The sequence below is a fragment of the Paenochrobactrum sp. BZR 201-1 genome, from assembly GCF_044987585.2.
Classification (GTDB): domain Bacteria; phylum Pseudomonadota; class Alphaproteobacteria; order Rhizobiales; family Rhizobiaceae; genus Paenochrobactrum; species Paenochrobactrum pullorum.
Window position 1 is genome coordinate 134858 of the sequence record NZ_JBJDRZ020000010.1, and the last position, 13262, is coordinate 148119.

Sequence of the window (13262 nt, forward strand, 5' to 3'; positions counted from 1 at the left end):
GATTGCTTAAATGTCTGTGATATGCAAGATAAAACTACAGTGAAATATCACTGACGTTAGTTTTATTCATTCATACCATTTCCTGCGACCGGAAAATTCGATCAGCACAAGCAGGGGGGAGTCGAGAACAAATGACAATGCTTCAAATGGCTGTTGTCAGCCAAGATGGACGCCAAGACATTGAAATTGAAGTTAAAAATTTAATCATTGCGGGCTGGGCAGGCCGCAACAAGCAAGCTATGGAAGAGCATATCAAAGAGCTGGAAGAGCTCGGTGTTGCTCGTCCTGCTTCCACGCCCACCTATTATCGTGTGGCTGCCGCGCGCTTAACAACGGCTCCGATAATTGAAGATACCGGTACTGCGGGCAGTGGTGAGGTCGAATCTGTGATCTTTGCCCATCATGGTAAACTCTATGTGGGGCTTGCATCCGACCATACCGAACGCGAGGTGGAAACCTATGGTGTGACCGTTTCAAAGCAAATGTGCGACAAGCCGGTGGCTTCTACCGTCTGGCCTTTTGACGAAGTCAAAGACCATTGGGACGAGATGATTTTGCGCAGCTTTGCCACCATTGATGGTGTGCGCGTTCTTTATCAGGAAGGCTCGATTTCCGGGCTTTTGGCACCGCTTGATCTGATCGCGGGTTATAGCGATGCCGGTAAACTTGCTGATGGCACTGCCATGCTTGGCGGCACCATGCCTGCAATCGGCGGCATCCGTGCTGCCACACGTTTTGAAGGGGAGTTGGAAGATCCTGTTTTAAAACGTAAAATCAGCTTCAGCTATGATGTGTTAACACTTCCTGTGCTGGGATAATAAAAGCTGGCCAGAATCAGCTGTTCAACCGACAGTGACAAGCAAAGAATATTGCTTGTCACCTTTAAGCCAAAGCTTTGCGTTCGGGCAAAATAGCAGAGATCAAGACATGACTACGGATATATCAGATAAAACCAAAAAAACTGCATCTGCACCCAAGCGCAGACGCAAAGACCCCGTAGTTTCACTTCGGGAAGTCGCCTATCAAGCGATTAAGCACCGTATTATTACTTGTAATCTGAAGCCAGGCGAGGTGTTGAGCGAAGGGCTTTTAAGCGATGAGCTCAATATTGGCCGCACGCCAGTGCATCAGGCGATTGACCGTCTTGCCAGCGAAGGGCTGATTGATGTCATTCCGCGCAAAGGCATCATGGTGACACCTATCAGCTTGCACGAGATTTTCGATATCATCGATGTGCGTTTGATTAATGAAGCCTATTGCGTGCGTCAGGTGGCAAAACTTGCCGATGCGCCTGACATTAAAAAGCTTGAAACCAATCTGAATGATATGTGGAAGGCGGCCAAATCGCGCAATATTGAAGCGATGATGAATTTGGATCGTGAGTTTCACGGACTGTTATCCGCGACATCCCGCAATACGATTTTACCCGATATTATGGGCAATCTGCACGACCGCTCCACGCGTTTGTGGTTTATTTCGCTGCGTTCAAACGAGCATTATGTGCGCGTTTGTGAACAACATGCAGCAGTGATTGAAGGGATTAAAGCCCATGATGAGGATGCGGCCGAACAGGCGATCCGCGACCATATCGAAGCATTTAGGGAAAATATCACCCGCCAGTTTTAACCCCTCCATCTTTGTTTTATTGGAGCTGGCGCAATTGTGCTTCAACGGCACGGGCAACGGACAACAACCAGTTATCCTGACCGTTTCCGGCTGAAAGCATCAGGCCGACTGGTGCATTATCCGCCTCATGCACCGGCAGCGAAATGGAGCAGCCATCCAGCATATTGATCAATGTAGGATTGCGTAAAAGTGCCAAATTGGCTTTGGTGAAAGCATCACCATCATCAAGTGCCGAAATTTCCGGTGCGATCATTGGCACGGTCGGCATCGCAATCACGTCGAATGGTGTGATCTCGTGTATCACTTGGTCAATGTAATCGCGACGCATCTGGAGAATTTCAATATAATCCGAAGCAGTTTGTTCATGTGCGCGCATCAGGCGTGCACGAACGCGTTGATCGTAGAGATCGCCATGTTCCGCCAATAAGTCTTTGTGCCATGTATAGGCTTCAGGTGCCGGAAAACCGCCTTTGCCATTAATCTCAGCCAAAATATGGAAAGCCTTCAGCTCAATCGGGATGATATGCGCGCCAGCAAGGCCCAGCTTTTCTAAAGCTTTTTCAAAAACAGTAGCAACATATGGCTCGATGCCGTCAAAGACGACACTTTGCGGCACGCCAATGCGCAAGCCTTTCACATCAAGGTCAATCAGCGCCTCATTTTCGCTGCCGCTCATCAGCTTGTGCAAAATAGCGCAACATTCAACACTATTGGCCAAGGGACCAATGGAATCCAGCGTAGTGGAAAGCGGCAAAGCGCCTTGTGAGGGAACGCTTGAAGCGGTTGGCTTATAGCCTGTCAGGCCACAAAGTGCCGCCGGAATACGGCAAGAACCGCCGGTATCCGAACCGATAGCAGCGGCTGCCATTTCATCAACAACAGCAACAGCAGCACCGGAAGACGAACCGCCCGGAATGCGCTTTTTATGGCGCTCATACGGATTGGCCGGTGTGCCATAATGCGGGTTGATGCCAACGCCGGAAAAAGCAAATTCGGTCATATTATTCCGACCAATAATAATAAAACCGGCAGCTTTCAGCCGTGCAATTGCAGCTGCATCTTTTTGTGCAGGCGCAGCATCGGCCAGCACTTTGGAACCCGCCGGTGTTGGCTCCCCTTTGAGATCAAAGAGGTCTTTAACCGCCAAAGGTATTCCTGCAAAAGGGGAAGCATGCAAACCGGCCGCGCGTAATTGATCGGCCGTAGCAGCAGCAGCGCGCGCTTTTTTCGCGTCAACTTTGATGAAGGCGCGTGCACCTTCACCCTGTGGGTCTGAAATGCGGGCAAGACAGGCTTCAGTCAATTGGACAGATGTAGTGACACCATTTTCCAGATCAGAGGCTAATTGTGATAAAGTTGCGCGCATTTTTAATAACTCTCCCCGCAGTGAACATATGTTTATTGCAGTGCTTCCGACACAATGCCGGAAGCACTTTGTTTTTTATACCGGATCGAAATAATGAATTTCGAGCAGCATGCAGCCGTTTTCAGATTTGAAAGGGCCATGTGGCGCATGCGGCGGACGGCAAGCATAGGTGTTTGGCGGATAGCTCACGCCACCTTCGCCATTAGCATCATTGCCCACTGTCAGATCGCCTGACAAGAGGTAAACCTCTTCCCAATATTCATGCTCGAAAGGTGCAGTGGTATAAACACCGGCATCAAAACGCAGTAAACGGGTGCGCGAGCCGCGATTGTTAACCTCATCCAGCGCACCGGAAATGATTTTCTGTTTGATACCTTCAGGATAACCTGCCGGAACTTCCCAGCCGCTCGACATATCAAGTGTGTGGAACTCGTCATGAAGCTTGTTAACAGCCATTTTTGTCTCCTTGTTTGAAAGGGGCACCGGCGCTTAAACGCCGGTGATTTTAGAAAGACTTCTGCATTTGCAGCAAGTCTGGCCTCATCAGGCTTTGCTTACCGCTGCAAGACTGTCTTCCAGCGTGTAAGAATTCATAATGCCGTCAACGACGCGCTCGGCTGATGACCAGTCATAGGTTCTGAACGAGTGGTTTTTGGTGACGAAAGTCGCACCCGCATAGAACATTTCATACTGGTGATGGCGGGAACCGAATTCAGAGCCAACCGCATCCCAGGCGAGCTTATAAAATTTAACGCGCTCTCTGGAGGATGCTGCCGGTGACTGTTGGGTTTTGTCAATCAGCTCTGCCAGTTCCGGATTGCCGAAATCTTCAACCGAAGACGGCAACATGATCATGCCGCCGCCAGCCAGTTCACGTAAAGTATTGAGGATTTTCGGGTAAAGCTGCTGGGTAAGAACCTGTGCGCTGTAAAGGGTTGCAGCATCTGGCACAAAATATTCACCGGCAAAATGACCTTTGGCTTCCATACCCGCAACCATTGAATCCACCATGGTGACTTCTGCTGCCAGCTGACCAAGCATTTCACGCACCTGAGGGAACTGGGAAATACCGTTAATGTCGGTGGTTTTCTTAGCAATACCAATCAGAAAACGCAGTTTTACCGCCAAACGGATCATCGCCTGATAGTTCTGGTAGACATGTGCAGGTGTGGCATGGAACTGCTTGGCACACATAGCGACATCGCCATCGATAAAGACACGCTCCCAAGGCACTTTCACATCGTCAAAATAAAGCACTGCATCGTTTTCATCAAAACGGCTGGCCAAAGGATTGTCAAAAACAGAAGGTGCTGCCTGCTCATAGGACTTGCGCGACATGATTTTGAGGCCTTTTGCATTCATCGGAATAGCAAAAGAAACCGCATAAGCTTCTTCACCGGCCTTCATCGGCTGGATGCAGGTGACGAAAACTTCGTTGGCAACAACGCCGCCGGTTGCCAGCATTTTGGCACCGCGAATGGTAAGTCCTTCGTCATCACGCGCTACCACACCGGCCGTCAAAAACGGATCAGCCTGTTCGGCTGCGTTTTTCGAGCGGTCGGCCTGCGGATTGATGATGACATAGGTCAGATAAAGGTCATTATCGCGGGCATATTGGTAGTAATTGGCAAGGTTTTGCGCAAATTTCGCGTTATATTCTTCAAAAACCGGCAACCCCATATACATACCGGCAATGCAGGATGCGACGTGATCAGGCGCGCGACCTAAGAAACCGCCATGAATTTCTGTCCAGCCTTCAAGACCGGCACGGCGCTTTTTCAGCTCTTCATAGCTTTTCGGCAATTCCCAAATACGATTGGCCCGATGACCTTCAGGTGTGACATAGGTCATCAGGTCTTCGTTTTCCGGCGCCTTGGCAAAGTCAAAAATCTGTTTGACCGATTGTGCTACATTTTTAAATGCCGGATGCGTGGTGACATCGTCAACGCGTTCGCCGTTGATGAAAATCTCGCGGCCATCACGCAGGCTTTCCAAATGCTGCTGACCAGTCTTTGTACCTTTTTGAGACATAGTCTCCTCCCTGTAGTTTCAAAAAATTAGTAATGAGACGGAAGCGGCCATTCAGGCACGTCAATGCGCGGGCCAGTAACGCTGTGATAGCGGCCGCGGAAGAACAGCAAAGGTTCTGCTTCAATGGCTGATGTACTGAAGTTGACGACGCGGCCTAAGAAAATTTTGTGATCGCCGCCCTCATGACAGGCGAAAGGCTCGCATTCAAAATGCGCAATTGCATTGGTGATGCGCGGTACACCTTTATGGCCTTCGGTGTAATGAACGCCAGCCCATTTATCACTGGCTGCACGGGAAAACTGGTTGGAAAGCTTTTCCTGACCGCTGGCCAGAATATTGACCGTATAGGCCTCGGCTTCTTCAAAAGCGCTCAAGCTATAAGCGTTGACACCGATGCTGAAAAGAATAAGTGCGGGATCGAGAGACACCGAATTAAACGATGTCATCGTCATGCCTATCCGCTCACCACTTTTCGCCAATGCGGTCACAATTGTAACGCCGGTGGCATATTCTGCCAGTGCATTACGTAATTGGCGCTGATCCATGGTTTCCTCCCATTCAGCTATGTAATTTAGCTAATTAATAAAGCTATTTTTGTGAGTGTCAATTAGGAAGTGATAAATTTTCAATCGTTGAGAGCATAAAAACGTTAGTTGTCTGGAAATTGGAAAAAATCCGGCTTGTAATAAATAATAGAGTTTTGAATCAACCGGCCTAGTTGATATAAATAATCTGGATCATCTGCCTCATCCGGTTATACATTATGGCAACTTACAGAATATAATTTTCTATTAAGCTTCAGAGGCTTTTCGAATGATTATAATTGATCAGCTTTTAGTTGGATCTGTTGTTCCCTACGGCCCGCGCAATCTGCCAAGTGCGATTGGCAAATTGCCGGTGCGTGAAAAATGCTGGTTGGGTCTTGAAGGTTTTATCAATGATGAGCAGGGCGACCGCAAACATCATGGCGGGCCTGAAAAAGCGGTGCATCATTATGATTTTGATCATTATCAGATCTGGCGCAATGAGATCGGCGATCATGATATTTTAAAGCAGCCCGGCGCCTTTGGTGAAAACCTGACCACCCGCGGCATCAGCGAAGATACTATTGCTATCGGCGATATTTTTGAACTTGGTGAGGCGGTCATTCAAGTAAGTCAGGGACGCCAACCTTGCTGGAAATTGAATATCCGTTTCGACACCAAAGATATGGCTTTGCGTTTGCAAAAAACCGGCCGTACCGGCTGGTATTATCGTGTGCTCCAGCAAGGCTATGTACAGGCCGGTGATGCGTTGAAACTGGCTGACCGGCTGGCGCCAGAATGGACCATTCGCAAAACATGGCATGTTCTTTATGTCGATACGCTCAATCATAATCTTTTAAGCGAGATGGCAGCATTAGAACTGCTGGCCGATAGCTGGCGGCTATATGCCAGCAAGCGCTTGGGCTCCGGTAAAGTCGAAGACTGGAGCCGACGATTACAAGGTGATGCCTAACAGACAAAACATTCATTCAATACGAACCAACAGCATGTCCGTCGACTGCATTTTTAAGAACTGATCGGTGATATGGGAAAAGGTACAACATTAGCAATTGAAGTCAGGGTCAAAGATGGCGAGCCGATTTTTCTGGCGCTGGCACGCACAATCATTGCTGAAATTGAGCGCGGCCGCTTAAAACCAGGTGACGCTTTGCCGGGTACACGCTCGCTTGCCAAAAACCTCAAATTAAACCGCAACACGGTGGACGCGGCCTATCATGAGCTGACCATGCAAGGCTGGCTCAATGCCGTTGCCTCACGCGGAACATTTGTGGCGGATGATCTGCCGGATCTATTGAAAACACACAATACGCAATCTGATGATGTGAATGCCAGGTCTTTCAAACGCAAATCCCGCCAATATTTATGGAATATTTCCGATGGTGCGCCGGATGCGCGGCTGTTGCCGATTGTGCCATTTGGTCAGGCATTCCGCCGTGCTTTAACCAGCAATAGTTTTTTGGATAATCAGTCCAATGACAGCGCCAATGGAAACGAATATTTGCGCTCCAATCTTTCAACTTATCTGAATGCAGAACGCGGGCTGATTGCATCTGAACCAGATATTTTGATTTCACGCGGTAGCCAGATGGCACTGTTTTTGGCCGCACGCGCTATTGCCGAAAGCGGTATCAGCATTGCCGTGGAAAATCCGGGTTATCCGCTGGCATGGGCAGCTTTTCGAGCTGCTGGCGCCAATCTTATCAGCATTCCGGTGGATGATGCCGGTATTGATGTGGATGTGCTTGAGGCAATCGCCAAACGCGATAAAACTTTGCGTGCGGTTTATATCACCCCGCATCATCAATATCCGACCACCGTCACATTGGGCGCTGCACGGCGCTTGCGTCTGATCGACATTGCGCGCCGTTATGGGCTGACTATTATCGAGGATGATTATGATAGTGAATATCGCTATGATGGACGCCCTGTTTTGCCGCTGCGTGCACGTGCTGATAAAGATCTGCCGATCATCTATTTAGGTTCATTATCCAAGCTTTTGGCACCCGGTATTCGTGTGGGTTATGCCATCGCACCGCAAGATATTTTGAAAAAAATGGCATTGCAGCGCGAGGCTATTGACCGTCAGGGTGATGTACCGCTGGAATTAGCATTGAGCAGTCTGATTGCTGACGGCACTATGAAACGTCATGCACGTAAAGCGCGGCGGATTTATCACGCGAGACGTGATTTTCTGGCGGAAATTTTGACCGAGCGCCTTGGTGATGATGTGGAATTTACACTGCCGTCCGGTGGTCTGGCGATTTGGTTGCGCCTGAAACATGGCTTGAACGCTCAAGAATGGTCGGAAAATGCCACACGTTTGGGACTCGCATTGTTGCCCGGCATTCATTATTCACTGGATGAAACGCAGCCCATTGAAGCGTTTCGTTTAGGGTTTGCCAGCATGAATGAAGAAGAATTGAGCCGCGCTATTCAAATTTTAGTCAGGGCAAAACCCGCCTGAGAAAAGTACCAAACCTAGTTTCTTAGATGACAGGCGGCAATTAAAGAGTGACGCATATATGCTGAACATAAGACGGAGTTGCATGACTACGGCCATGATTCCAGCATCAAAAAATAGTAATGAAAATTATTTTGACAATTCATATTCGAGCTTTTCGCTTGCCGTTCAATCAAAGGTTAAAGGTGAAACCGCAACCTATATTGCATTACCGGAAATAATCGTTTTTCGCTTATACCGGACGCGTAACAAAACAGGTTAACCCTGACGGTAATATCATCACTGTTTGCGAGAATGATCAAGAAATAAGCTATAATTTTTATAGTGCATTGTCGCCGCATAACGAAATTCCACCTGTCCCCAATAATACAGCAACGGGAGAATTGACCGTTGAATATGATAGAAAAACAAAGGTTTTACAGTGGAAAATATCCTATTCGGGCTTGACCGGTACGGATCAAACGCCTGTTGCCGCACATTTTCACGGCCCTGCGTCACCTGCGCAAAATGCCGACATTATTATCAATATTCCGCCCGATCAGTTACTAAGTCCTATTGTGGGGCAGCAAACACTTACCAAAGAGCAAGAGGACGGTTTGGTTAGAGGATTGTGGTATTTTAATATTCATACCAAGAAAAATCCGATGGGCGTTTTGCGTGGTCAGCTCACGCCAGAATAGACCGGACATAAACTAAACAGAATTTTTTCCTCAAGGCACGACCCAATTTTCCGGCACCATTTTAATAGCACATGGTGCCGGAATCTTGTTTGGGAATATTGCACGATTGTGTTTATGCGCACCACTGATGATGTGTTTTGGTTTATTTTTTCATTTCTTTGCATTGCTTTCACGCTGCTTATGAACAGCTTAAATGGTACTTTGCAGTAAAATAATCCCAGCTTAACGTTTTGAAAATATTGATGTGCTGGCTCTTAAAGTAATTTCTGTGGCTGCAAGATGGCACGATTATTCATATCCCTGCTTGACAGTATGATATACTAAACATTAACCTATCATACCACTACGAGGAGTAGTTCGGGGAGGATTTCTGAAAAGCTCGCTACAGGTTTGTTTGTGATTGCACGTCGCTAAAATCGGCACTGCATCGGGCTTTTGAACATCTAACTTTTCGATCAATCCTTGAAACGATCAGTTATGGCCAGCAATGGTCGGCAGCGCGTTGTGGCTCTGTTATTTGTAAAAGCATTAAGGACGAATATAGAATGAAGATTGCTATTGTTGGTTGCGGTGTCGTCGGATCATCCTGGTCACTTGTTTTTGCACGCGCCGGTCATGAGCTGGCGATCTTTGACCAGAACCCGCAAGCAGCTGAAGCCGCTGTTGCTTTTGTTGTTGCTGCTAACCCGAGCTATGCTGCACAGTGCCGTGTTGCAACCAGCCTTGAAGATGCATTATCGGGTGTTGATTATGTGCAGGAAAGTGCGCCCGAACGCCTGCCGATCAAGCAGGCTCTCTACAAGGAAATGGATGCGTTTTTGGCGCCCAATACCATTGTTGGCAGCTCGACATCCGGCTTTCCGGCATCGGTATTCACCGAAGGTTTGAAAAACGCCGAGCGCTGCCTTGTATCACATCCGATCAATCCTCCCCACCTCATTCCCTTGGTTGAACTGATCCCGGCTCCGTGGACGGATGTTGCCGCTTTGAGTTTCACCCGTCAGCTGATGGCGGATTTAGGCCAAAGCCCGATTACATTGACCCGTGAAATCAACGGTTTTGTGGTCAACCGTTTGCAGAGTGCCTTGCTTGGGGAAGCATTCCGTTTGGTTGAAGACGGTATTTGCACTCCTGCGGAAGTGGATGCTGCGGTTTCTGATGGATTGGGCTTGCGTTGGTGCTTCATGGGACCTTTCGCAACCATTGATCTCAATGCCGCGAATGGTGTTTCCGAGTATTGCGCTAATCTGGGGCCGATGTATTACGGTCTTGCCAAAGAACAGGCTGATCCGCGTGAATGGACTCCTGCACTTGTGAAGGCAATTGAGGATAAAATGCGCAACGCGGTTCCAGCAGATGACTTGCCTGCACGTCGTAAATGGCGTGACAGCTTCTTGTCGGCAATCGTGACTGCGAAGCGCGCAATTACGAAAGATCTTGGAGCATGAACGGATTTTCCACGCCAGCCCATTTAAGTCGCGAAAGACTGTCTGATAAAATCGCCAAAGATATTGAGGCACGTATTTTGTCAGGTGAACTCTCCATCGGGGACAAACTTCCCTCGGAACGTGACTTGATGGTTTATTATGGCGTGGGACGTCCGGCCGTGCGCGAAGCACTTTTATGGCTGAACAAAACCGGCATTCTTGCCGTTTCCAATGGCGACCGTACCAGAGTGACGGAGCCTGATCCGCGTGAACTTTTGCAGCTCTTGTCGGGGGCTGCAAAATTACTGATTGCACGTGATGAAGGCATTCGTGAATTCCAGAAAACACGTATTTTCGTGGAAGTGGCGATGGTGCGTGAAGCCTCGCGTCTTGCCAGTGATGCAGATATTGCAGCATTGGAAAAACTTCTGATCGCCAATGCTGAAAGTGCCGGTGATAATGGCCTGTTTTCCAAAACGGATGATGCCTTTCATCAGTACATTGTCAGTATTGTGCAAAATTCTTTGCTGGATGCGCTTTATGATGTGGTGCTGGAACTATTGGAAGATCAGCGCCGCATGTCGCTCAGCCATCCGGACGCTCTGACAAAAGCAATGGCAGCCCATCGCAATATTTTCGAGGCAATCCGTGATCGTGATGCCGATCGTGCCGAAGCGGCAATGCGTGCGCATCTGGATACTGTCGTTGAAACATATTGGCAGGTGCGCGAACAGGTCGATAATCCCGCCTGATCTGCCTTCATATCCATTAAAATAAATAAGGTTTCCCACATGCTTCTTGGTTGTATTGGCGATGATTTTACTGGTTCCAGTGACCTTGCAAATACGCTTTCCAAACAAGGAATGCGTGTCACCCAATATTCCGGTGTGCCGTCAACAGATGCCGACCAGTCGGTCGAAGCCGGTGTAGTTGCACTCAAATCGCGCAGCATTTCGGCCGATGAAGCCATTGCCCAATCATTGAAAGCATTGAAATGGTTGCAGGCACAAGGTTGCAAACAGTTTTTGTTTAAATATTGCTCTACTTTCGACAGCACGGCTGAAGGCAATATCGGCCCTGTTGCAGCTGCTTTGGCTAAAGAGCTGAACGCACGCAAAGTGGTTGTTTGTCCGGTGTTTCCGGGGGCAGGGCGCACCCTTTATCAAGGGCATTTGTTCGTTAATGACCGCCTACTCAATGAAAGCGGCATGGAACATCATCCGCTAAACCCGATGACGGATGCCGATATTCGCCGCTGGCTTTCTTTGCAAACAGATATGCCGGTTGGTCATGTGGGCTTTCATGCGGTGAGCCAAGGTGCTGATGCCATTCGCGCGGCACTGGATAAAGCCGATGCAGAAGGCGCACAGCTGATTGTGGTTGATGCAGTTTCCGACAATGATCTGATGGAAATTGGTGCTGCGTTAAATGGTTTGCGGCTTGTCACCGGCGGTTCCGGCATTGCTATGGGATTACCTGAAAACTTCCGCAAAGATGGGCTGTTGTCAGGCAATAATTCGGATTGGCAGGGCGTTGCAGGCCAGTGTGTTGTGCTTTCGGGTTCTTGCTCAATGGCAACACGCGGGCAGGTAACAGTCCACCGTGAAGGTGGCCTGCCGATGTTTGAAATTACTGCAGAAGATGCGGTTTCCGGTAAATTGGATGCGCAGGAAATTGCCCAATGGGCGATGCAACAGGCACAAAGACCGCTTGTTTATTCATCGGCTGATCCGGCAATTGTGAAAGCGGCTCAGAAAAATTTTGGCCGCGAAGTGGTTGCCAATGCAATTGAGCGTCTCTTTGCCGATATCGCACATGCATTGGTGGCTGCTGGTGTTGGTCGTCTGGTTGTTGCAGGCGGCGAAACTTCGGGTGCTGTGGTCGAGGCACTGAACCTCACGGCTTTGGAAATAGGCCCTGAAATTGCGGCCGGTGCTCCGGCTCTGCGTGCAACTCTGCCGGATGGAAAAACGGCACTTGCTTTGGCTCTCAAATCCGGAAATTTCGGCGGCCCTGAATTTTTTGCCGAAGCAGATCGCATTTTGGGCGGCGAATAATCCGCTTTGCAGTCAATTGCGCCACAGGCTGCAAAACATATTTGTTTGGAGGAAATAACATGAATAAATTCAGCAAGTTCGTCAAATTGGCATCTTGCGTTGCTGTTTCGGCATTTGGCCTTTTCACGGTCACTTTGCCAACTCAGGCACAAGACGTTCTGACGCTCAAACTCGGTCATATACAGTCGGAACAGGATCTGTGGCACTTTGGTGCGCAGAAGTTTAAGGAAGAGCTGGAAGCGCGTTCAAACGGTACTATCAGCCTTGCCATCTATCCAAACTCAACTCTTGGTGGTGACCGAGATTTGGTTGAAGGCATGCAGATGGGGACTGTGGATTTTGGTCTGATTGCCGGCGTGCTGGGCAATTTCGAACCGTCCATCCAGCTGCTGGAACTGCCTTACTTGTTTAAGTCGCAAGATGAGTTTGATAAAGTCATTCAGAGCGAACTCGGTGAAGAAATTGCCGATAATGTTTTGAAGAATGCGAATGTACGTATTCTTGATTGGTGGGAACGTGGCTCACGTCAAGTGACTTCGAACAAACCTATCAATGGTGTTGATGACCTCAAAGGCATCAAAATCCGTGTTCCTGAAATTCCGGCTATGGTCAGCACATGGCGCGCTATCGGTGCCAATCCGACACCAATGGCATGGAGTGAGGTTTACACCGGCCTTGAACAGCATGTGATTGAAGCACAAGAAAACCCGATTCCGTTCATCTATGGTGGTCGTATCGGCGAAGTGCAGAAATATCTGGCGATGACCAATCACAAGTTTGAATATGTCACACTTGCGATGAGTGAACTGCGCTGGAACCAGCTGTCACCCGAACAGCAGAAAATTGTTTCCGAAGCAGCAGCTGCTGCAACCGCTGCAGAAAACGAAGCTGTTCGCTCGCAGACCGAAGAAATGTTGAAAAAGATGGTCGCTGCTGGCCTGCAGGTCACAAACCCAGATGTTGACTCGATTGCTGCTGTTGCTGTGACTGCACATGAAGCTTTCGCTAAAACCGTCAATACTGATCTCTATAACCGTATTATTACAGCACTTGCACGTTAATTTTATCA

General features: G+C 48.7%; 13 protein-coding genes. 9 read left to right on the plus strand and 4 right to left on the minus strand.

Annotation, left to right across the window (positions count from 1 at the left end; all coding sequences use genetic code 11):
- Positions 1 to 131: 131 nt before the first annotated feature.
- Positions 132 to 818 (plus strand): DUF2848 domain-containing protein, encoded by a 687-nt coding sequence (locus ACI0FR_RS08395; RefSeq protein WP_461667934.1) that lies wholly within the window; start codon positions 132 to 134, stop codon positions 816 to 818.
- Positions 819 to 927: 109 nt separating this feature from the next.
- The gene (locus tag ACI0FR_RS08400) at positions 928 to 1626 is read left to right on the plus strand and encodes a GntR family transcriptional regulator (protein ID WP_404908595.1); all 699 of its coding nucleotides are present in this window, start codon (positions 928 to 930) and stop codon (positions 1624 to 1626) included.
- Positions 1627 to 1642: 16 nt separating this feature from the next.
- Here ACI0FR_RS08400 and ACI0FR_RS08405 read toward each other — a convergent pair whose 3' ends face one another.
- The 4 genes from ACI0FR_RS08405 to ACI0FR_RS08420 form a co-directional block, all read right to left on the minus strand.
- On the minus strand, positions 1643 to 2992 hold the full coding sequence (locus ACI0FR_RS08405) for an amidase (RefSeq protein WP_374831447.1): 1350 nt from the start codon (positions 2990 to 2992) through the stop codon (positions 1643 to 1645).
- Between the two features lie 75 nt (positions 2993 to 3067).
- Positions 3068 to 3448: a cupin domain-containing protein gene (locus ACI0FR_RS08410; RefSeq protein ID WP_374831449.1), complete on the minus strand. Its 381-nt coding sequence runs from the start codon at positions 3446 to 3448 to the stop codon at positions 3068 to 3070.
- An 87-nt stretch (positions 3449 to 3535) separates the two neighbouring features.
- A complete protein-coding gene (locus ACI0FR_RS08415; RefSeq protein WP_374831451.1) occupies positions 3536 to 5023 on the minus strand; it encodes a 4-hydroxyphenylacetate 3-hydroxylase family protein in 1488 nt (495 codons plus the stop codon).
- A gap of 26 nt (positions 5024 to 5049) precedes the next feature.
- Positions 5050 to 5568 (minus strand): flavin reductase family protein, encoded by a 519-nt coding sequence (locus ACI0FR_RS08420; protein ID WP_374831453.1) that lies wholly within the window; start codon positions 5566 to 5568, stop codon positions 5050 to 5052.
- A 268-nt stretch (positions 5569 to 5836) separates the two neighbouring features.
- Here ACI0FR_RS08420 and ACI0FR_RS08425 point away from each other — a divergent pair, with 268 nt between their 5' ends.
- The 7 genes from ACI0FR_RS08425 to ACI0FR_RS08455 all read left to right on the plus strand — a co-directional run bounded on the left by ACI0FR_RS08425 (position 5837) and on the right by ACI0FR_RS08455 (position 13254).
- The gene (locus ACI0FR_RS08425; RefSeq protein WP_404908589.1) at positions 5837 to 6520 is read left to right on the plus strand and encodes an MOSC domain-containing protein; all 684 of its coding nucleotides are present in this window, start codon (positions 5837 to 5839) and stop codon (positions 6518 to 6520) included.
- A 72-nt stretch (positions 6521 to 6592) separates the two neighbouring features.
- Positions 6593 to 8032, plus strand: coding sequence for a MocR-like pyridoxine biosynthesis transcription factor PdxR (gene pdxR, locus ACI0FR_RS08430; protein WP_374831457.1), 1440 nt, complete (start codon positions 6593 to 6595; stop codon positions 8030 to 8032).
- Between the two features lie 326 nt (positions 8033 to 8358).
- A complete protein-coding gene (locus ACI0FR_RS08435; protein ID WP_404908585.1) occupies positions 8359 to 8709 on the plus strand; it encodes a CHRD domain-containing protein in 351 nt (116 codons plus the stop codon).
- Between the two features lie 545 nt (positions 8710 to 9254).
- The gene (locus ACI0FR_RS08440; protein ID WP_374831461.1) at positions 9255 to 10157 is read left to right on the plus strand and encodes a 3-hydroxyacyl-CoA dehydrogenase; all 903 of its coding nucleotides are present in this window, start codon (positions 9255 to 9257) and stop codon (positions 10155 to 10157) included.
- Positions 10154 to 10888 (plus strand): FCD domain-containing protein, encoded by a 735-nt coding sequence (locus tag ACI0FR_RS08445; protein ID WP_404908582.1) that lies wholly within the window; start codon positions 10154 to 10156, stop codon positions 10886 to 10888. The genes ACI0FR_RS08440 and ACI0FR_RS08445 overlap by 4 nt, the downstream gene beginning before the upstream one ends.
- 39 nt (positions 10889 to 10927) lie before the next feature.
- Complete coding sequence (otnK, locus tag ACI0FR_RS08450; RefSeq protein ID WP_404908579.1) at positions 10928 to 12193, plus strand: 3-oxo-tetronate kinase; 1266 nt, start codon at positions 10928 to 10930, stop codon at positions 12191 to 12193.
- 59 nt (positions 12194 to 12252) lie between these two features.
- A complete protein-coding gene (locus tag ACI0FR_RS08455) occupies positions 12253 to 13254 on the plus strand; it encodes a TRAP transporter substrate-binding protein (RefSeq protein WP_374831467.1) in 1002 nt (333 codons plus the stop codon).
- Positions 13255 to 13262 lie beyond the last annotated feature (8 nt).